Origin of the sequence: Pseudohongiella acticola (genome assembly GCF_001758195.1) — a bacterium.
Lineage (GTDB): Bacteria > Pseudomonadota > Gammaproteobacteria > Pseudomonadales > Pseudohongiellaceae > Pseudohongiella > Pseudohongiella acticola.
Genome location: NZ_MASR01000001.1, coordinates 983,804 through 1,005,062, shown reverse-complemented (window position 1 = coordinate 1,005,062; position 21,259 = coordinate 983,804). Strand labels below are relative to the sequence as shown.

Sequence of the window (21,259 nt, the reverse complement as noted above, 5' to 3'; positions counted from 1 at the left end):
CGTAACGTCTCTGTGTTTCTGGCATGTTTGTGTCACGCTCCGTGGTTGCTATCGCGCTGATATAAAATTCTGTTCTCCACTGCTCAGGTGGCCCTGAACGCTTTGGCCAGGGTCGAGAATTGCATGGCACTGGCCAGTTGCTGGCAGTAGGCCAGGGCTTTTTCGTCCAACAGGCCGCTGGTGGCCAGTTCTTCCAGTTTGCTATTGACGCCGCGTTTGTATCCGAGGTCGGCGTAGGTGAGTAGTTCGCGCACGATCGCATGATCGATGATAGCCGCCAGTCCCGGATGATAATCATTAGCCGTATTTATGGGGTCGACTTCCGCGATGTCACTGTTGCGTATCCAGTCCAGAGACAACAGGCTGCCAATGCTTTCCAGCAACTGTTGATTGTTGATGGGCTTGACCAGATAGTCGTCATGGGCACTGGGTGTCTGCGTGCTGCGATGGCGCTCGTGGGCATCCGCAGATATCATGATGATCGGTTGCTGAAAGCCCTTCTTGCGCAACATCTCCGCCAGCGCCAGGCCATCAATATCAGGCATGCTGACATCTATCAGGAAGATGTCAGGGGTCACCGTTTTTAATGCGTCCAGGCAATCATGTGCGTCACGTGCTTCAAACGTGGTCAGCCCCAGCGGGTGCAGCAGGTCCCCCATGAGGCCTCGATGAATCGGGTCGTCGTCCACCACCATGATGATCTGGCGTGCCCCGCTGTAGCCGCTGATCAGGCGCTGGGGTGGCGTTTCCACAATCGGTTCACTGATCCGGGACAGCATCAGTGAGACCTTGAAACAGCTGCCTTCATTGGGCACGCTGGAGATGTCGAGTTCGCCACCCATGATCTCCGTGAGCAGGCGCACAATGGTCAGTCCCAGACCGGTTCCGGGAATGTTGGGCACATCGATGTTTCTGACCCGTTCAAACGGATCCAGAATGCGGTGGAGATCTTTTTCATTAATACCGACACCGGTGTCAACCACTGAGAACTCGGCGACCTCGCTGCGATACTGAACATGAAATTCTACACTACCTGCGTGTGTGTACTTGATGGCATTGGAGAGCAGGTTAATCAGTATCTGACGCAGGCGCTTTTCATCTGTAGTCACATAGTCCGGCAGTTTGTTGTGGATATGACAGCTGAATTCAATCCCTTTCTCCAGCGCCATGGTGCGGAACATCTGGATCATCTGATCGATGAGATCGGGTAACTTGACCCGGTTTCGATATATTTCCAGACGTCCAGCTTCAATTTTTGAAATATCCAGCAGCCCTTCTATCAGTCCAGCCAGGTGCTCGCCACTGCGCTTAATAATCTGTATGCCATTGCGATGCTTCTCCGGCATGTCGGCTCGTTGGGTCAACAATTGGGCATAACCCAGTATGGCCTGCAACGGTGTGCGTAGCTCATGACTGATGCCAGACAGGTAACGGCTTTTGGCATCGTTTGCACGCTCGGCCAGGTCTTTGGCTTTCTGCAGCTCCAGGTCGGTGAGATTATGCGCTTCAATTTCCTGCAGCAGGCGGCTGGTTTGCCTTGATGATTCCTGTTGCGCTACCTCCCGGCTTTCACTGGCCAGCAGGTGCAGCCAGCAGATCACTCCCAGAATGATCAGTGTAATAAAAAACAGTGTCCACAGTGATTGTTGCAGAAGCGCGATTTCGCCAGTTGTTGCCGGTTGCATGTGATAATAAACCAGCGCCAGCAGTGCCGCGCTGAACAGATTGGCAGTGGTGAACATCATCGCGTATCTCATCACGCGCCGGTTAACAGCGGTGAAAACGACCGCCGGTAAAAGAGGGTGCAACCATTGCTCCAGCTGATTGCTTAGTCGTCCGTCCGGTTTGCAGACATCCATGCAGCGAGAGTCGAGCGAGCAGCACAGTGAGCAGATGGCGCCCTGATATGCGGGACAATAGGCAATATCATCGCGTTCGAAGCGGCTCTCGCAGATACAGCACTCCAGCGTGTTATCGACATCCTGTACCTGCAGCAGATCATCAATCTGTGGCGACTGTCGGGCAAGATAAAAGCGGCCACGGGTAATTACAGCCAGCGCAGGCACCGAAACAAAGCAGATACCCAGGCTGATGAAATGAGCCAGATGCCTTGGTGTGTCACCAAAAATCCCCATGTAGCACAGAATACCGACGCCGGAGGCGATGATCACGGAGACGGTGCCCACCGGATTGATGTCATACAAATGTGCTCGCTTGAATTCGACATAGGACGGACTCAGACCCAGTGGTTTGTTGATCAGCAGATCAGCAGACAATGATCCCAGCCAGCTTAGTGTGACGATGGCAAACAGGCCCAGGATGGCTTCCAGTGCCCTGTACATGCCCAGTTCCATTAACAGCAGCGCGATCGCCACATTGAACACCAGCCAGACCACACGACCGGGATGGCTGTGAGTAAGCCGGGAAAAAAAATTCGACCAGGCAATGGAGCCGGCGTAAGCGTTGGTCACGTTGATTTTCATTTGCGACACAACCACCATCAATCCGGCCAGCACCAGAGACAGCGTGGGCGATTGTGTCAGGTAGTTAAACACCATCTGGTACATGTAGGTCGGGTCGGCGGCCCGTTCGGGAGTATCGCCTGCGGTAATAGCCAGATAGGCCAGAAATGAACCCAGCAGCATCTTGATGAGTCCGATGACGATCCAGCCGGGACCCGCCAATAGCAGCCAGAACCACCAGCGTCGACGATTATCCCTTTTCTTTTCCGGCATGAAACGCAGGTAGTCGACCTGTTCGCCGATCTGAGCCACCAGTGAAAACAGAATGGCAGCTGAAGACCCGAACAAAGCCAGACTGAAACCGTTATTGGTACCGGTGGTGACGTCTGTCGTGGCCGGCACATAAACAGTCCAGTCGCTGACCCGGGCAAACTCAAACCAGGTAATGACCGCCAGCGCGGTGCATTGCAGTAGCAGCCAGAAAGTCTGTGTGCCGACCTGGAATTTGCTGATGATGGTGATGCCATGGGTCACGATTGGAATAACAGCCACCGCGCAGATGATGTAACCAAGCCACAGCGGAATTCCGAGCAGCGCCTGTAACGCCGAGGCAAGAATGGCGCCTTCAATAGCAAAGAAAATGAAGGTGAATGATGCGTAAATCAGTGACGTAATCGTGGAGCCCAGATAGCCAAAGCCGGCGCCACGGGTGAGCAGGTCGATGTCCAGACCATATTTGGCGGCATTGTAGGCTATCGGGAATCCGGTCAGCAGAATAACAAAGGCAACGGCGACCATGGCAGCTATGGCATTGAGAGTCCCGTAACTGAGAGTGACAGCGGCAGCGATGGCTTCGAGCGCAAGAAATGCGGTAGCACCCAGCGCCGTCTTGGCGACGTGCTCTATACTCCAGCGCCGCGCTTTTATAGCCGTGAAGCGTAGCGCATAGTCTTCCAGTGTCTCATTCCCGACCCAGACGTTGTATGTGCGTCTGACCCGGAAAATGTGTTGTGTTGCTTTCATCAGCCGTTTGTCCCGCAACAGCCATGTTTTGCTGTCCGTGCCTCATGACGGTTCATTCAAGAAGTTCGCTGTCCAAAACAGTTCGCATGATCTGAACATGCCTGCTTTTGGCGCGAACAGGTTGTTGTCGCCCTGTTCCGGAGCACAAAACGCCGGGAAGACCCGTAATATATGCGTTAAATGACTGGTTTTGGCCCGAATCTGGCGCAAGCAAAAGGACTACAGCAAGTTTCATACCGTTGTTGCAGGCAAAAAAAAGCCCCGCTCAAATGAGCAGGGCTTTTCTTTGGAGCACAATACTTTTGATTAGAACTGCTTACGCAAGCCTATTTCAAACGTACGGCCCAGTGGGTTGCCGATGCGTGGATCGTAGCCCAGTTCCTGACGTGATGCCGGTGGCATTTCGTCAAACACGTTCACGATGGACGCTGTCAGCGTAGTTTCAGCTGGCAGGTTAACCGTGTAATGGAAATCAGCAACGATCCAGTCGTCACCGTTGATACCATAAGTGCTTGGACCAAACGGCGTACGTGTGCCAGGCTGGAAGCCTGCTGGCGTCAATGCTGCATCGCCAACACGGGTACCGTCTTCATTGAAGAAACGCTCGTCCTTCACGCCACTGACGTACTGCACAGACAGACGGAAATTGTGGTCGCCCTGAGAGTAGTTGGTGGTGAAGTTGCCGCGCCACTCGGAAATGGCGTTGGCAATTGTTTCATAGTTCAGGAAGCCCAGGCGGTCACGAGCCGGTGCCACTTCAAAGCCGTCGAGCAGCGTTGGTGTGAACTTGAACTCTTGTACCTTGGTTGCCGTCAGACGGAATTCCAGGTCGCCCGCGAATGCTGGCATGCCATAGCTGGTCTGGATGTCGAAACCTTTGGTTTGCTGACCAGGACCGTTACCGAAATCGGTACGAATCTCTGCGAAATCAGAGGCAGTAGACACGCCCTGTACACATGGACCACCGTTGAATGTAATACGGTCGATCAATGGGTGTGAACAGTCAGCCAGTGCCGTTCCATCGTTAGGAACAGACCCTGAGCCACTTGGCGGGATGCTGAACACGGAGTTGGCGATCAGGTTGGTGTTCGCCAGCAGACCCAGCTCTTTCTCAACTTCGATATCGAAGTAGTCGATGATGAACTGGAAGTCACTGCCAGCACTGAAACCTTCGGATTGCCAGATGGCACCCACGCTGGCTACTGTTGCTTCTTCCGGCTCGATGTCAGAACGAGTGAAGGTCTTGGAACCACGCCATGCGCCACCGGCACGGGTATAGTTGGTGGTGCCACTTTCAACTTCGCCTGGATTGATGTCTGCGCCAGGTGCCTGGTAGTTGGTGCCATAAGAACCGCGCAAAGCGATGTTCTCAGTGACGTCCCACTTGCCTGATACCTTGTAAACGGTTGCATCCAGATCACCTGAGAACTGCTCGTAACGCACTGCTGCAGCTATGTACAGAGTGTCCAGCACGGGCAGGTTGAATTCCGTGAATACGGATTCCTGGGTCTGCTTGTTGGCATCCGGTACGTTGGTGTCGAAGAACTGGAAAGGACCCGGTGCGTCAGGCGTACAGCCATCGAAATTGGGTGCTTCAGGAGAGTTGGGCTCCTGCTCTGGCCATGCGCAAGGCTGTGAGCCGTTATAGAACGGGCTGGGTACAGTTTCGCGCTCTTTGGTATTACGCCACTGGGCACCTGCGCCCCATGACACCATACCACCTGGCAGTTCGATTGGTGTTTCACCACTGAACACGAGGTCAGCCGTCACGTTCCAGTTAACAGTTTCCTGGTAACGTCTATCGAACAACCAGCGCACCAGTTCGTCCGAGTTCTCGGCACCCGGCACGTAGCTCGGGTTTGACAGGCCATAGATGGGCTGGCCAGAGAAGTTGGAGGCAAACGGGTTGTACCACATGCAGCCATTGGTACCGGCTGCTGCAGGGTTCTGGGTGCCAAAACGGTCAGTGCTTAAGTCGGTTGCGTTACAGTTCGGACCACCAAAACCGTTAAGCGCTTCCTGCATACGATACAGGGCGATATCGGGGTTGTCGTCCGTGGTGTGAGACTGGTTATAGGTCAGTGCTGCGTCGTAGAAAATACCGCTGCCGATGTCCAGCTCGCCGTCAAAGCCGGCGGTCAGGTGCATGAAGCGGTTGTCGATGTCACGCGGTGTGCTGTGACGACCATCTTCGGCGAACACATCCAGACCACCGTGGGCAAAACCACGATAGGTGATGGGCGTGAAACCCTGAGTGACCGCGTACAGCGGGTTGTTGGCAAAACCAGTGCGCTGCGCAAAGTCATCCACGTACGGGTTGGTCTTGGGAACGTAGAGCTGGTAAGTCGCACCTGATGCGCGGGCTGGGCCACGAATCACAGGCTGTGAAGGCGAACCATAGGCATTGGGCGTAGAAACCTGAGAGTAAGCCGCGCGCGCAGTGAAGCTGTGCTGTGGGCTGATCTCAGTCTTAATCTGACCGAACAGACGATAGATATCGTTGTCTGCAACCAGATCATAGTAAGGAATGTAGTTGTACTTACAGGTCGTGTAAGACGTCTGGTTTACAATACCACCGACAGCATTACAGGACTCGTCTGTGAAGTCGTTAACCAGGCCGTATACTGGACCGAATTCGCTGGTTGCCGTGTTACCGGGCTCAGCAGGCAGTGGACCGCGGGCAATCCAGGCGCCCAGGTTGGTCAGGTCTGACCAGGGGGCCGGGTTGGCAGAGTAAGGCTGGCTGGAAAAATCTCGTTCAGTGGTGTCCATCTGTGAACGGTGTTCCCATTGTGCAGCCCAGATCACATCTGTGGTGTCGCCACCAAAACCGCCCAGAATGCCAACGTTGAAATCACCGTCAGAGCCGTCGATGGCTTTGAAAGCGCCCTGCACTTCAATGCCTTCAAAGTTGTCACGGCTGATGAAGTTTACGACACCGCCAGTGGCATCCGCACCGTAGGTTACGGCCGCGCCGTCCTTCAGGATTTCGGTTCGGGCCAGTGCGATTGATGGAATAACAGAGGTGTTCTGTGTCACGCGGCGGCCATTGAACAGGGACAGTGTTTTGTCCGCACCGATGCCGCGCAGGTTATAGCTGACACTACCGGTCAGCGCAGCGCCGCCGAAGTAGTAAGATTCGCCCGATGTGGCGCCCGAGATGCTCAGACTCTTGGCAAATTCCAGTGCTGATGGTGAACCTGACAGTTCCATGTCAGCAGCGGTGTATGTTTCCACTGGCAGTGCGTCGTCAACGGGTGTGCCACGGATCAAGGAACCGGTTACAACAACCTCTTCAATTTGTGGCTGTTGCTGTGCAAAAACCAGTGTGGGTGCGACCAGTGACATGCAAGCGATGCACCGGTATAGTTCTTTTAATCTCATCGGGTTTCCCCCCCCTTAATACTTTTTATTACAGCGGTTAGATTTGTGCCTGCCAATTAATTAAAAATCAGACACGCATAAAGCAACCCCATAGATTCCCTGGGCATCAGAATAGTATTACCTGGCTCTAATTCGTCTGCGTTCGGGAGCCTTGTGTGGCTCTCTTCATCAGTTTGATTTTTATTATTGGGTCAGACGCAGTGCGACCGTTAGTCTCACTTTTTGATCATGCACACTTTCAAAGGCAGGCGCTGCTGGAAAGTGTTACCAATCTGCACAAAATTAACAGGGTGTTACTTTTCATAACACATTGTTTTGCCATTAAATTCCATGCGATTGATTGGCCGAAGCATAAACCATGGGTTTTTACTGAGTCAATCCAATTTTTACATTAAATTGAACTGTTGTATCCGGCGCTGCCCGGAAATCCGATTCCGCTTGAGCGACGAACAAGCTAACATCTGACTCCACCTTTGACCTCACCTTGCCTGGTGCATTGGCGAAATCATAATTAACTTTACGATGGCGACATTCTGTTGCGGTCTGGGAAATTCACCTTCATGAACAGGATCGGGACATGCGAACAGTTAAATTATTAATGAGTGTTTTGATTGCCATCACCGGGTTGTCTGCGATGACAACACCGGTTGCGCAGGCTCAGTCACTGGAAATTGCCGAGCCGGGTACGGTGGGCCTGGACGCCGACAGCCTGGCGTTGGCAACGCAGGATCTGCAGGCCCGCGTTGACGCTGGCGATATTGCCGGGGTGGTCGCCGCTATTGTCCGTGATGGCCAGCTGGTGTATGCAGAGTCGCTTGGCATGCAGGATATCGAGGCAGGGACGGAAATGGTGTTCGACTCCCTGTTTCGAACCTATTCAATGACTAGACCGATCACTGCATTGGGCATCCTGATGCTGCACGATGAGGGGCTGCTGAATGTCAATGACACGCTGCAAACCTACCTGCCGCAGTTTGCCGGTCAGCCGGTACTTGTGGATGCAGAATCATCTGATGCTAGCGCCACTCGGCCGCGGCAGGGGGACATTACCCTGGCGCAATTGCTGACCCATACGTCCGGTCTTGGCAGCCGCAACAGCGCACTTTATCGCGACAATAATGTGCACAGCTATGACCAGACTCTGGCGCAGGTGGTCGACAATGTGGCCGCGTTGCCGTTGTTTGAAGACCCGGGCACCGCGTATCGATATGGATTGCATGCGGAAGTGCTGGGGCGTGTGATTGAAGTCGTGACAGGGCAGGATATACAAAACTTTTTTGAGCAGCGTATTTTTGCGCCGCTGGGCATGGATGACACCGTATTCTACGTCGATCCGTCTCGCGCTGACCGTCTGGCTACGGTCTATCGCCGTGACGACAATGGTCAATTGCAGGCGCATGAAATGGAAGCCATTCCCGTGACCGGGCCGCGCGCACTGAACAGTGCCGGTGTTGGTCTGGTGTCATCAACCATGGACTTTCTGCGTTTTTCACAGTTGTTTCTGGATAACGGCCTGGTCAACGGCGAACAGGTCGTGAGTCCTGCTGTTGTGCGTATGATGGCAGAGAATGCCGTACCGCAGCAGTTGTTGCCAATCGGTAGCGGGGGATACTGGCGTGGATCGGGCTGGAGTCTGGGGGGTATGGCGGTGGTGCTTGATGCGGATACCTATAATCACACCGTCAATGAAGGCGAGTATTGGTGGGATGGTTCGGCGGGCACCCGATTCTGGATCGATCCTGAGGAAAATATGGTGACCGTCATTATGGCTCAGATCTCACCGGCCAATGGCAATGGTTTCAGGGAGAGCTTCAAAACGCTGGTGTATGACGCTATCGAATAAGTGTCTGAGCGCTGGCCTGTCAGTCGGTGTCAGCAAGGGCACAGAAATTTGCGTTGGCCAGTTTCGCCAGATTGTCGGGGCTGAGTTCAATTTCCAGGCCACGACGGCCGGCGCTGACAAACACGGTGGCGAATTGTGTGGCAGAAAGGTCTATAAAAGTAGGCAGACGCTTTTTCTGGCCCAGCGGACTGACACCGCCGAGCACATACCCGGTGCTGCGCTGAACGTCAGCCGCAGGCGCCATCACTGCTTTTTTTGCGCCTGCGGCACGTGCAGCCAGTTTCAAGTTGAGCATGGCTGACACCGGTATCACCGCGACGGCCAGGCTATGGTTGTCCAGTGCCACCACCAGGGTCTTAAAAACCTGGTGAGCGGGAACACCCATTTTCTCGGCCGCCTCCAGACCATAGGACGGATGCCCGGCATCGTGTTCATATTCATGCAGCCGATGGCTGATGCCGGCTTTTTTTGCAACATTGATGCCGGGTGTCATGGGCCGTGCACGACCTCCTGGCGCAGCTCACCCAATCCTTCAATACCAATGCGTATTCTGTCTCCAGGTTTGAGGTATTGTGGCGGCGACAGCCCGTCGCCGACGCCTTCAGGCGTGCCGGTATAAATCAGATCGCCGGGCATCAGCGTCATGAACTGGCTGACATAGCTGACGATCTCGGCGATCCCAAAAACCATCTGATTGGTATTCCCTTGTTGCCGCATGTCGCCGTTTATCTCTGACCAGACCGCAAGGTTCTGCACGTCAGCGACACTGTCGCGGGTTACCAGCCAGGGCCCGAATGGCGCGAATGAGTCAGCGCTTTTGCCTTTGACGAACTGGCCGGCTCGCTCGCGCTGGAAGGCACGCTCTGACACGTCATTGCCGACGGTATAACCTGCGATGTGCGACAGGGCGTCGGTGACATCGACGTACTGCGCACGTTTGCCGATCACCACCACCAGTTCTGCCTCATAGTCGAGTTTGGTGGCGGCGCGTGGCTCAATAACCGGGTCAAACGGGTTGCTCAGTGCGGACACTGCTTTGGTAAAAACCAGCGGCTCTTCGGGTACATCTACTGCCATCTCGGCGGCGTGATCAATGTAGTTGAAACCGATGGCAATGATTTTGCTGACCCCGGTAACGGGGGCTGCCAGCCTGACATTGGCGTCAACAACGGGCAGGCTGTCCTGGGGAATGGCAGCCAGCCGCGCCAGATTAGTATCAGACAATTGATCAGGCGTCAGGTCGGCAAGGTGCGAGGATAGGTCGCGAATCTGCCCGTCAGTATCAATCAGGCCCGGCTTTTCCGCGCCTTCGGGGCCGAATCTGACCAGCGTCAGTTCCGCTGCGGTCAGGGTCGTGGTCCAGATGAGGGCGAGCGCGGCGAGCGCAATCCGGATAGCAGGGGATATAAGCAGTTGGCAACGCATGGCAAAAGTATCCTTCATTATCATTATTATCAGACCAGTATAACGTATAAATTCAAGCGTATACCAACTACGGTGATAGCGGTACACTTGCCATGACAGGTCCAAACAATAACCCAGATCCGGAAACCATGTTATGTCTGCACTTTTTACTTCCCAGCGCCGCCAGGCGCCTTTTGCTGCCTGCCGATATGTTATCGGATGTGCATTTTTCTGGCTGTCGTCATCGCTTCTGTTGTCAGCCTCTGCTGCCGCACAAACAACGCTGCTGACCAATGTCAACGGTTATACCATGTTGCAGGGCGAGGGCGCCGGCAGCACTCGTGAGCGTATGCATTTTAGTGCCATCCAGTTCACGGGTGACACCATCGACCGACTTTTTACAGAAGGCGATGAGTTGCCCGCCGATGACAACATGACGGTGATTGATGGTGAAGGCAAAACGCTTTTGCCAGGCCTGATTGATGCCCATGGTCATGTGCTCAGCTATGGACTCAGCCTGTTGCGTGTCGACATGACCGGCACACGTTCGGAACAGGAAGCGGTTGAGCGGGTGAGAGCATTTCAGCAGGCCAATCCGGAGCTGAGCTGGATTCAGGGCAGAGGCTGGAACCAGGTGTTGTGGGACAGCAACGACTTTCCCAGTGCCGATTCGCTGGCGCAGGCCCAGGCAGATACACCCATGTGGTTCAGTCGGGTTGATGGACACGCCGGCTGGGCCAATCAGGCCGCCATGGAACTGGCGGGAATTGATGCCAGTACACCTGACCCGGACGGCGGCATGATCATTCGTGATTCGGAAGGTCGACCGACCGGCACCTTTGTTGATACGGCCATGAGCTATATCACGCAGCATATTCCGGCGCTGAGCCTTGAAGATCAGAAAATGGCCCTGCGCCAGGCCATGCTGGCACTCGCCGAGCAGGGTTTGACCAGCGTGCATGATGCCGGTGTTTCCAGCACGACATTACAGGCCTATCAGGAATTGCTGATGGATGGGCCGCTGCCGATTCGTGTTTATGTCATGCTGGCCGGTGGCGATGATCAGCTGTCTGACCGCCTGGCCGAGGGCCATTTTACCAGTGCCGATAACACCTTGGTGGTGCGCAGCGTGAAAATTTCCGCTGATGGCGCGCTGGGTAGTCGCGGCGCCTATCTAAACGAAGATTATTCTGACCAGGTCGGCCACCAGGGACTGTTGCTGCTCTCGCCCGAACGCTTGACGCAATTGATGGAAATGTCCATGCAGGCCGGATTTCAGGTTAACGTGCATGCCATTGGCGATGGCGCCAATATGCTGGTGCTGGACAACTACGAAGCGCTGATTCAGCGCACCGATACGCATGCGCAGCGCCACCGCATCGAACATGCACAGGTGCTGCGGTATGAGGACATACTACGTTTCAACGAGCTCAATGTGATTCCTTCCATGCAGGCGACCCATGCCACCAGCGACAAGAACATGGCGCAGGACCGGCTCGGTGAAATTCGAATTCAGGGCGCCTACGCCTGGCGTAAATTGATGGACGCGGGCGCCGTTATTGCCAATGGTTCGGACTTTCCGGTGGAATCACCCAATCCCTTTTTTGGTCTGCACGCGGCGGTGACACGTCAGGATCGTCAGGATCAACCGCCCGGTGGCTGGTTTCCGGGAGAGCGCATGACCCTGGGTGAGGCATTAACCAGTTTTACGCTGGATGCCGCCTATGCAGCGCATCAGGAAGAGCACCTGGGTTCACTGGAGCCCGGCAAGCTGGCCGACTTCATTTTGCTGGAACAGGATGTATTCGCCATTGAGCCATCGCAACTGTGGCAGGTTGATGTTGCCCAGACCTGGGTCGGTGGGCGTCAGATCGGCGAATGAAGGCATACGGTCATGTGCAGTATCCCTCAGTCTATAGTACCGAGGCGCATGTGGATCAGACCATTGACGGTATCAGGGCATTGCTGGAAGTCTAGTGCAGGATGGCGGGGTTGATTCAGTCTAGAAAATCGACTCGGTTTTTAGCGAGACTTCCAGCAGACCGTCACGACGCAGAACGCCGTGACTGACTGCAAAACCCTTGAGCATGGACGCGACTCTGGCCTGCGGGCGGGGATGAACGGCGAGTTCGCTGTGGTAGCCAAGGCGCATGACCAATTGGTCCTGTGCCTGAATCCCGTATTCGCGATTCGTCACCTGCTGGTCTTCCTTTAGCTGAATCAGGCCATGCCCCAGGGTTTCCTTTCGGATGTGGGGATGGAGTACTTCAAAGAAGGCCTTGAGTGCCAGGTCGTCCATGTAATTGAATGCATCCCAGAACAGGCACAGATCAAATTGTGTATCCGCCGGGAAATTCAATACCGCTCGAAAGCGTTCGCGCCATGCATCAAGCAGACTTTCCTGACGAGCGGCCTCATCAACAAATTTCCCGGTTCTGGCGGCAGGCACCGGGAGCGTGGGGGGCGATTTTAGCGCGTCCGGCAAACCACAGAAGTGCAGTTTGCATCGGCGGTTGCCAAAGTGCTCCACCGTTTCATGGACGGCAAAACCTACGTCCAGCACCATTAACGGTGACACGTCTGCAAGTCTTTGCAGAATATCAGGCATTAATCGGCTGGGTAGCGTCTCGCCTCCTGTCATTGTCAATTGCTCGGCCAGGTTCACGGTTTAGCTGGTTTTATCGGTCGGGTTGCCTGATTTGAGAGAAGCCACTGATGAATTGCCATTGGAATGGCTGGGATCAATGTCGATTGTACCCTTGAAGCGGGCACCTTCTTCCAGCGTCATTTTTGGGGTTACAATATTACCCTTGATGTTGCTGGTGCTGGATACAAACACTTTCTCTTTGCCAGAGATGTCACCATGGACTTCGCCGTCGATACGAATCACCTTGGCAGTAACATCAGCATGAACCTTACCGGATTTGCCAACGGTGAGTTCGTGCGACGCCAGGTTGACGGTGCCTTCTACCTGACCCTCAATCAGCAGATTCTCATCACCGCTGATATCGCCTTTCACCTTGATGGTAGCGCCCAGTGTGGCTGATCTGCCGGAACTGCTGGCTGCCGCTGGTCTGGGGGCACTGCTATAACTGGATTCTACAGCAGGTGCCGCAGCGCCTGAAGATTCGGGTTTGTCCTGTTGTTTGTCTTTGTTCCTGTCGAACATAAGTATCACCAATGCCGTTGTGGTTATTGCACTGGACTTTAGCAAGTAAGGTGGAATCTGACAATGGTCTGGGGGTTATTTAGCGGGGTCCTGCGGAAAAGCACAGTCTGGCTGCAGTCGCCCGCTACTGCATGTGAGGTCTGAGTCAGGTTATCATGACGCTTCTGAACTTAATCGGTAATCCATATGAGCCTGGAAAGGAGGCGTTGGTGACTCAGCCCCGGGCGTTATCCGCAGGTGCAAAGGAAGAAGCTGTCGCCGTCATCGGTGCCGGGCCGGCTGGTTTGATGGCGGCTGAGCAATTGGCTGAAGCCGGGTATCAGGTGGATGTGTTTGACGCTATGCCCTCGGTAGCGCGCAAATTTCTGCGCGCCGGTGTTGGTGGCCTCAACCTGACTCACAACGAAGATCTGCAGGCATTTACCGAACGCTACACTCACCCGGAGTTGGTCCGCCCCTGGCTGGGTGTATTCGGCCCGGATCATCTCAGACAATGGGTAAACGCATTGGGAATTGAGACCTTTGTCGGGTCGTCCCGGCGTGTTTTCCCGGTTCAGATGAAAGCGTCGCCCTTGTTGCGAGCCTGGTTGCAACGTCTGCGCGAGCAGGGAGTCAGGATCCACACCCGACATCGCTGGACAGATCTGGCATTGGTGGCCGAGGGGTATCAATTGAGTTTTGATGTGACTGAGCCCGGCACTGCCGGATCGGAGCGTATCAACACAACCAGGCGCGTTAACACGCGGCTGGTTGTGCTGGCATTGGGCGGGGGCAGCTGGGCCCGCCTGGGGTCGAATGGACAGTGGTCACGGATTCTGTCCCGGACCGGCATCAAAACCACGCCGTTCACGCCATCCAATTGCGGCTTTGATTACCCGTGGAGTGAATGGATGCGTGAACGTTTTGCGGGTCAGCCGCTTAAACCGGTTGCGCTGTCTCTTGGTAGCGAGGTGCCTGCAGGCAAGCCGGCTGACACTGACGCATCTGTATGGCGAACCGGTGAGGCTATCATCACTCGGCATGGGGTGCAGGGAGGGTTGATCTATCAGGCATCGCGCGCGTTGCAACAGCGCATTGAGTTGAACGGATTCGTACAGATTTACTGGGACCTGATGCCAGACCGGTCGCATGCAGATATAAGTCGGATACTCGCGCAGCCCAGAGGCAAGCAGACCTTCGCCAACTTTTTGCGTAAGCGTCTGGCGTTCAGTGGTGCCAGAGCGGCGCTACTGAATGAGTTGGCGCCGCAGACGGCGCGAGATCCCGACTCACTGGCCAGTGCCATCAAGTGTTTGCCGCAGCGGCTGCACTCGGCGCGGCCATTGGATGAAGCCATCAGCACCGGGGGTGGCATCCCCGCAAACGAACTGAGCAATGAATTGATGTTGCGCCGATTGCCGGGTGTGTTTTGTGCGGGGGAAATGCTGGACTGGGATGCGCCCACGGGCGGGTATTTACTCAACGCCTGCCTGGCCAGCGGGCAGGTGGCTGGCGCCGGGGCGGTCGCGTATCTGAATCATTCGGGTGCGCCATCGTGACGCTGCACACATTTTCGGTGCACTGATGAGGCTGGCAATTGACCTTTTTAGCGAAAAGTGTAGTCTGAAACCGCCGGTTCAAACCGGTTAGATATGGCACCCGCAAAATCACAACGACAAAGATGTGCCGTATCAATGATCAGGGACAGGATACAATGCGCCGATCCAGAGCATTAAAGTTTATTATTGTGGTTGCTTTTATGACCGCGATTGGTCCGGTGTTGGCGGCAGTTTATCTCGCCCGTGAACAAGGACTGGCGACTGAATTTGAGCGCGTTACCAGCTATGCCCAGTCAGTTGCCAACCGCTCCGATCGTGCTGTTGATCAAATGGTAGCAGCCATTGATGCTCTTGTGGCTGCTAACAACGGCGATCCATGTTCCGACACCATGCTGACACAGATGCGACAGCTTGGAATCAGCATGGAATTCATGAAAGTGGCGGGTGCCGTCAGTGGCGAGCGCATGCTGTGCTCAACACTGGGTTCTCACGAAGAAGGGCTCGCCCTGGGTCCGCCCGACAGCGTCACTCCCAACGGCACGCAGTTGCGCCTGAATGCACCGGTACCGTTTTCCTCGGAGACGCCTTATATTTCGCTGGAACGTGATGGTTTTATTGCCATGGCACACCGCAACCAGGCGGTGGATCTTATGGTCAACCAGGAAGGCGTTCTGTTTGCTACCTTTGACCCGACGACAGGTAATATCAGAACGGGAAGCAGCGAGGTCAGGCCTCGCTGGGCGAATGCCGTGGACAATGCCACTGTGGCCGCGTTTGTTGATGAGGGTTATATAGTCGGAGTGGTACGCTCCGGTCAGGTTAATGTCACTGGCGCCATTGCCGCCGTTCCCGCCAGGTATCTGGATGAGCGGATACTGACGTTCATCTGGGTGCTGCTTCCCATCGGCGTGGTGACTGCCATTGTGCTGACTTCGTCAGTCATCTACTTTGCCCGCCTGCAGGTATCTTTGCCCACCCAGATCCGGCAGGGCCTGCGCCGAAATGAGTTCTATCTGGAATACCAGCCAGTGGTGGATCTTAACAGTGGCAATTGGGTCGGCGCAGAAGCGCTGGTGCGTTGGCGGCGCCGTGACGGGCGGATCATGCAGCCGGACGAATTTATCCCCGTTGCTGAGCACAGTGGCCTGATTGGCTTGTTGACGGAGCGGGTGATAGAGGTGGCCAGTAAAGACATGGGCACGACATTACGCGACGCGCCGGACTTCTTCCTGACCATCAATCTCTCCGCCAGGGACCTGCAATCTGGCGGCACACTGGAAAAGCTGATGGTGATGGCACGTGACAGCGGCGCCAGACCGGGGCAGATAGTGGCTGAATTGACCGAACGTATGCTGGTGGATGCCAGCGCTGCCAAGAGCGTCATCAAGGCCATGCGTGAGCAGGGATTGCGGGTGGCAATAGATGATTTTGGCACCGGTTACTGCAGTCTGTCATATCTGGAAACCATGCAGTTTGATTGCCTTAAGATAGATCGGTTGTTTGTAGAAGCCATTGACACAGAGGCAGCGACCAACCGGGTCGTATTGCATATCATCAACATGGCACGCACGCTGGATATGAAGTTGATAGCCGAGGGTGTGGAAACCGAGGCCCAGGCCAACTACCTGAAAAGTCAGGGCGTGGAGTTTGCCCAGGGGTGGTTGTTCAGCCGTGCAATAGCGCCGGATGAATTTCTTAAAGGGCTGGCATGATGCAGGCACTCGATTATCGATTGGCTGTCAGGAAACGCCCGTGATGAGTAGCGCACCACGTCAGCTTTACCCTGCTATTGAACCTTTCGCTACCGGATTCCTGCCGGTTTCCAGCCGACATACTTTATACTTTGAACAGGTTGGCAACCCGGCAGGAAAACCCGTTGTATTCTTACATGGCGGCCCGGGCGGCGGTGTCATGCCAGACTATCGTCGTTATTTCGATCCGGACAAGTGGCACATAGTGTTGTTTGATCAGCGTGGTTGTGGGCGAAGTACACCCTTTGCAGACATCGATGAAAATACGACCTGGGACCTGGTTGCTGATATCGAGAGAATTCGGCAACACCTGGGATTGCCGCGGTGGGCTGTGTTCGGTGGTTCGTGGGGTTCCACGCTGGCATTGTCTTATGCCATTACTCACCCGGACATGTGCACTGAACTGTTCTTACGTGGTATTTTTCTACTCCGGAAAAAGGAAATTGACTGGTTTTATCAGGAAGGGTGTTCAAAGCTGTTTCCGGATCTCTGGCAGACATACCTGGAGGTTATTCCCGAAGTTGAGCGTGCGGATATGGTGTCCGCTTACTACCGGCGCTTGACATCGCAGGACCCTGAAGTGCGACAGCGTGCAGCAAAAGCCTGGTCAATCTGGGAGGGCTCGACCTCAAAGCTGATTTTTGATCCCGGTGCCGCCAGTAAATTCGGCAATGATACGTTCGCCGATGCATTTGCACGTATCGAGTGTCACTATTTCACCAATAAAGGCTTTTTCCCTGAGGATAATTACTTGCTGAACAATGTTCCCGCGATAAAAGATATTCCAACGGTGATCGTTCATGGACGTTATGACGTAATATGTCCGGTTGAAAATGCCTGGCAGCTGCATCGGGCTCTACCCGGGTCTGAATTGCACATTGTGGCTGATGCGGGTCATTCGCTGTCTGAACCTGGCATTACAACCAGAATGCTTGAATACACCGATAAATGGTCTGGCTGAATTTTTCGGGTCAGCCTGGTGTGGCCGACATAACTTTTTGCAACGTGCCGCGATATTGACATGATAACTCTTGACCCGATTACCCTGAGCGTTACGCTGGCACTGGTGTTTGTTATTTCAGTTCTGGTGCTATTCATTTTTTGGCGAATCAACCAGACCCAGCCAGGTGTCCTGCACTGGACATTGGGTGGTTTCCTTTTTGCCATGGCATTCTGGGTGGTTTTTCTCGCTACCCTGTTGGATGCCCCCTGGAATCTGGGTCCGTTTCTGAGCAACTCAATGAGTTTGCCGGCGGTGTTGTTTACTATTGAAGGGTGTTTGCGGTTTCGTGGTTATCACTCGTCCAGGCGCTGGCGTCAGATGCTGCTGGCCATGCCGGTTTTGGTCCTGATCGCCTGGTTGAATAAGGACGACCCTCAGGCGCGGCTGTTGTTTCATGATGCTGCCTCTGCAATCGGCATGTGCATGGCTGGCCTCATCTTGTGCTGGAAAACGTCTGATCGTTATGAGCTGCAGGCGAACAGCCTCGCCGCCTGCTCTGCAATACTGGGGGGAATGGCTTTTGTGATTCGGTGGCAATATGCGTTTCTGGCACCTGAAGTGGATACCCGGCCCATGTATGTGCCCGCCAATCAGGTGCTTTTCTTTGGCCTGATTGTGTTCACCATGGGCTGGACCTACGGCCTGGGCGTTGCCTGTTACTTCCGGTCCAATCGGCAGGTCATGCAACTGGCCCGGGAAGATGTGTTGACGGGACTGCCGAATCGGCGATGTATCGATGAGAATCTGGGTAAAACGTTGATGGAAAGTCGTCGCAGCAAGGCGCCGTTTGCAGTCATGCTGATTGATATTAATGCGTTTAAACAGGTCAATGACAAGCATGGCCACAGTGCGGGTGATGCGTTGTTGGCCGGCATTGCCCGACGTCTGGAACGGGCAATTCGTGGGTCCGACTTTGCAGGGCGCCTGGGCGGCGATGAGTTTGTGGTGATTGCCCGCGGTATCGAATCTGATGAAATGACACCAGATAGTGAGCCTGGGGTCAGATTCAATGAGTTCCTGCAACGGCTAAGAGATGAGCTTAACGGTCCGATGCAGGTGCGCGGCCACGCTATGGATATTGTGGTCAGTATTGGTGTGGCATTCTGGCCCGAAGACGGGGATAGCTCTGATGCCATGCTGAGCCGGGCTGACACCTTGATGTACCGTGATAAAGCCAGAACCACTGCAGCAGAACCGTCATTTAGCCATGCCTTTCAAGCGCCGAGCTGAAAGTCTATGTCGTCGCGAATCACGGTCGGCGTGTTGGCGTCATAGTCCGGATTGAGCCACACCAGCAGCGAAGCATACCCACAGGACTCGACGTCTTCCGGGATATATTCCGGCATGACGCCACAGTAGCTAAACCCTTCATGTAACTGAAAACTGAGCACGGGATCATTAACATCACCCCAGATCACTTTGCGAGCATAATATTCTGCGGTCATTGCATTCTTGTGAGGCTGGTAACCTGGCAGCCGACCACAGACGATGATTCGTTTCAGGTTCATTGCCCGGCATAACTGGCGGCGCCCCTCATAAAGCAGATGTCCAACCCCCTGACCCTGCGATTCCGGGTCAACAAACACCTCAACGCCGTAAAGCGTACGGCCATCGGGGTTGTGATTGTCGAAGGTGCCGGCACTAGTAATCTCATACCAGTTATGTTCCTCCGCCCAATCGTCCCACATCACCATGATGGAGCTAGCGCATCCCAGCAGTCCGCTATCATCCTCAGCCACTATCTGCCCTTGCGGAAACATTTCCAGTTGTGTGATCAGGTCGAGCTTGTTCCATGGCGGGATAGTAGGATAAATACGTGTTTGCAGTGCAATCAGTGCAGGAATGTCTTCACGTCGGGTCTGGCGTATTCGTATAGTGCTCAAGGTGTGTTTCCTGTGTCAGGTTCCTCGGTGTCTGTAGAGAATACCGGAGGTGGAGTGCTATCTCTGGGGGCGCCAGGTGCTGTGCTGGTTGCCGGTTCGGGCGCCCGGGTCTGGCGTACCTCATTCTCCGGTGGCGAGGTTGAGACGGTTTCCCGGGTAGGGTCTGTCAGGTAAATAAATGTCAGCGCCAAGGCGATAAACAGGACAATCCCCGCCAGCGCGATAGCGAGCAGGCCAACAAAGGGATTTTTACTCATGCCGAATTCTCCGCCAGTACACCGAGTAACTGCGTTAGTGGTGTATCCCTGTGTTGACGTAGTCTGGCCAGAAGTTGCTGTTGTGAGCCAAAGCGGTGCTCATTGAACTGGTGTTTTAAAGCGACGATGCTTGCATTGGCCTGATCTGGAGGTAGTGACGCGTTGCCCGCGGTGGTGGTCAGCTCATCGCTCTTTATTTGCTCAGGGCTGTCAATTCGCTCATGGCTGTTTATGTGCTCAGGGCTCTTCATGCGCTCAGGGCTGTTTTCTGGCTCATGGCCGTCTATTTGCTCCGCGCTGCTTGTCGGGCCGGGCGACGTGACAGTCCTGGTGGCGTTGGGGTACACCCGTTCGACGGCCCTGCTCAGTTCACTGATAAGTGAGGTGAAAGCCGATTCAGGCAGATCGCCCTGCGCTATCAGTGTCAACAGACGAGTGCGCAATTTACTCAGGGACTCCTGTCGTACATCAGTCGATCTGGGCTTGCTGGCAAGGGCATCGCGTTTTTGCCGCTTCGGTTGCTCGCGGCGGACAGTTGCCGCACTGGATATGTGCGCCTGTTTTTGCTGGCGATACTGACTTTGCCAGTACGCGCTGAAGGATGCCCTGGGCGCAAGGTCGCTGAGCGTATCTTCAAGCGTTTGACCCAGACGAAAGAAGTTCTTGCACGATGGATCAGATTCCGGGAAAAGCGCCACCGGTGACTGCATGGTAACCGCTGCGCGTAGACTCTCGTCCTGCAAGATGTATCCCAGGTAGTTCAGTTTTACGCCGATGTATTTTTCCACCGCGCCCGAAAAGCGATGAAAAACCTCACGTGCCTGTTTGGTGCTGCTGCACATGTTCACGACGACGTGGTAGTGGCTTTTTTTGCCGCGCCGTCGCAACAACTTGATCATGGAGAAGGCATCGGTCAACGATGTTGGCTCCGTCGTTACCACAATGATGGTTTGTTGCGCCGCGCGCACAAAATCCATCGTATCATCGCCGATGCCGGCAGCGGTATCGACTAGCAGGTAGTCGTATTCGCCCTCAATATCAGCCAGTTGACGGGTCAGGTGCATATGTTGTCTGGGTTGCAACTTGACGCATTCGACGATGCCATTGGCGCCCGGAATCACTTTCAGACCGTGAGGGCCATCGAGCATGACTTCAGTGATGGGTTTGTGGCCAAAAAGCACATGTTCCAGACTGAGTTTTGGCGTCAGCCCGAGCAGAATATTGATATTCGCCAGACCCGTGTCGGCGTCCAGCAGGCAAACTTTGCGACCCATGCGTGACAGGGCAATGCCCAGGTTGACTGAGATGCTGGATTTTCCGACCCCGCCTTTGCCGCTGGTAATTGCGATGACATGGGGGGCAGTGGTGCGGGCCTGGGACAGGCTTTTTGGAGCGGACTTGTCCAGAGGCAGATCGACGGTAGCCATCAGCTTCCCGTGGTGACTGGTGTGTTTTTTGATTTATTGGGCTTTTCTGTGCAGTGCGTTTTCACAAGTGGCCAAGCATAATCCGGCAAGAACCCCTGTGCAACAAGAATTTCTA

15 protein-coding genes are annotated in these 21,259 nt (G+C 54.7%); 6 read left to right on the top strand and 9 right to left on the bottom strand.

Going from position 1 to position 21,259, the window contains the following annotated elements; all coding sequences use genetic code 11:
• Window positions 1-83: 83 nt before the first annotated feature.
• Both PHACT_RS04145 and PHACT_RS04140 read right to left on the bottom strand, forming a co-directional pair.
• Window positions 84-3,485, bottom strand: a complete 3,402-nt coding sequence (locus tag PHACT_RS04145) for a hybrid sensor histidine kinase/response regulator (RefSeq protein WP_070116049.1) — start codon at window positions 3,483-3,485, stop codon at window positions 84-86.
• Between the two features lie 306 nt (window positions 3,486-3,791).
• Window positions 3,792-6,833 (bottom strand): TonB-dependent receptor domain-containing protein, encoded by a 3,042-nt coding sequence (locus tag PHACT_RS04140; RefSeq protein WP_245730576.1) that lies wholly within the window; start codon window positions 6,831-6,833, stop codon window positions 3,792-3,794.
• 613 nt (window positions 6,834-7,446) lie between these two features.
• Here PHACT_RS04140 and PHACT_RS04135 point away from each other — a divergent pair.
• Complete coding sequence (locus tag PHACT_RS04135; RefSeq protein WP_083264333.1) at window positions 7,447-8,712, top strand: serine hydrolase domain-containing protein; 1,266 nt, start codon at window positions 7,447-7,449, stop codon at window positions 8,710-8,712.
• Between the two features lie 19 nt (window positions 8,713-8,731).
• On the opposite strand, the gene ybaK is transcribed toward PHACT_RS04135, so the two are convergent.
• Both ybaK and PHACT_RS04125 read right to left on the bottom strand, forming a co-directional pair.
• The gene (gene ybaK, locus PHACT_RS04130) at window positions 8,732-9,205 is read right to left on the bottom strand and encodes a Cys-tRNA(Pro) deacylase (protein WP_070116046.1); all 474 of its coding nucleotides are present in this window, start codon (window positions 9,203-9,205) and stop codon (window positions 8,732-8,734) included.
• Window positions 9,202-10,137: a fumarylacetoacetate hydrolase family protein gene (locus tag PHACT_RS04125; RefSeq protein ID WP_397389502.1), complete on the bottom strand. Its 936-nt coding sequence runs from the start codon at window positions 10,135-10,137 to the stop codon at window positions 9,202-9,204. The genes ybaK and PHACT_RS04125 overlap by 4 nt, the downstream gene beginning before the upstream one ends.
• Before the next feature lie 133 nt (window positions 10,138-10,270).
• Here PHACT_RS04125 and PHACT_RS04120 point away from each other — a divergent pair, with 133 nt between their 5' ends.
• Window positions 10,271-11,998 carry an amidohydrolase gene (locus PHACT_RS04120; RefSeq protein WP_070116045.1) on the top strand — a complete coding sequence of 576 codons (1,728 nt, stop codon included), beginning with the start codon at window positions 10,271-10,273 and terminating at the stop codon, window positions 11,996-11,998.
• Between the two features lie 120 nt (window positions 11,999-12,118).
• Here the strand turns inward: PHACT_RS04120 and PHACT_RS04115 are convergent, their stop codons facing one another.
• Together PHACT_RS04115 and PHACT_RS04110 are read right to left on the bottom strand one after the other, a co-directional pair.
• Window positions 12,119-12,757, bottom strand: a complete 639-nt coding sequence (locus PHACT_RS04115) for a hypothetical protein (RefSeq protein WP_139141434.1) — start codon at window positions 12,755-12,757, stop codon at window positions 12,119-12,121.
• A 27-nt stretch (window positions 12,758-12,784) separates the two neighbouring features.
• A complete protein-coding gene (locus PHACT_RS04110) occupies window positions 12,785-13,285 on the bottom strand; it encodes a bactofilin family protein (RefSeq protein ID WP_070116043.1) in 501 nt (166 codons plus the stop codon).
• A gap of 209 nt (window positions 13,286-13,494) precedes the next feature.
• Between PHACT_RS04110 and PHACT_RS04105 the strand changes: the two genes are divergently transcribed.
• From PHACT_RS04105 to PHACT_RS04090, 4 genes are all read left to right on the top strand, one after another.
• On the top strand, window positions 13,495-14,823 hold the full coding sequence (locus PHACT_RS04105) for a BaiN/RdsA family NAD(P)/FAD-dependent oxidoreductase (RefSeq protein WP_070116042.1): 1,329 nt from the start codon (window positions 13,495-13,497) through the stop codon (window positions 14,821-14,823).
• A 155-nt stretch (window positions 14,824-14,978) separates the two neighbouring features.
• A complete protein-coding gene (locus tag PHACT_RS04100; RefSeq protein ID WP_169819387.1) occupies window positions 14,979-16,535 on the top strand; it encodes an EAL domain-containing protein in 1,557 nt (518 codons plus the stop codon).
• A gap of 43 nt (window positions 16,536-16,578) precedes the next feature.
• On the top strand, window positions 16,579-17,535 hold the full coding sequence (gene pip / locus PHACT_RS04095; protein WP_070116040.1) for a prolyl aminopeptidase: 957 nt from the start codon (window positions 16,579-16,581) through the stop codon (window positions 17,533-17,535).
• Between the two features lie 60 nt (window positions 17,536-17,595).
• A complete protein-coding gene (locus PHACT_RS04090) occupies window positions 17,596-18,807 on the top strand; it encodes a GGDEF domain-containing protein (RefSeq protein ID WP_070116039.1) in 1,212 nt (403 codons plus the stop codon).
• On the opposite strand, the gene PHACT_RS04085 is transcribed toward PHACT_RS04090, so the two are convergent.
• Genes PHACT_RS04085 through PHACT_RS04075 form a run of 3 tightly spaced genes read right to left on the bottom strand, consistent with a single transcriptional unit; the run spans window position 18,792 to window position 21,144 of the window.
• Window positions 18,792-19,460: a GNAT family N-acetyltransferase gene (locus PHACT_RS04085; RefSeq protein ID WP_070116038.1), complete on the bottom strand. Its 669-nt coding sequence runs from the start codon at window positions 19,458-19,460 to the stop codon at window positions 18,792-18,794. The genes PHACT_RS04090 and PHACT_RS04085 overlap by 16 nt on opposite strands.
• The gene (locus PHACT_RS04080) at window positions 19,457-19,717 is read right to left on the bottom strand and encodes a hypothetical protein (RefSeq protein ID WP_070116037.1); all 261 of its coding nucleotides are present in this window, start codon (window positions 19,715-19,717) and stop codon (window positions 19,457-19,459) included. Before PHACT_RS04080 ends, PHACT_RS04085 begins: the two co-directional genes overlap by 4 nt.
• Complete coding sequence (locus tag PHACT_RS04075; protein WP_083264331.1) at window positions 19,714-21,144, bottom strand: MinD/ParA family protein; 1,431 nt, start codon at window positions 21,142-21,144, stop codon at window positions 19,714-19,716. Before PHACT_RS04075 ends, PHACT_RS04080 begins: the two co-directional genes overlap by 4 nt.
• Window positions 21,145-21,259: the final 115 nt, after the last annotated feature.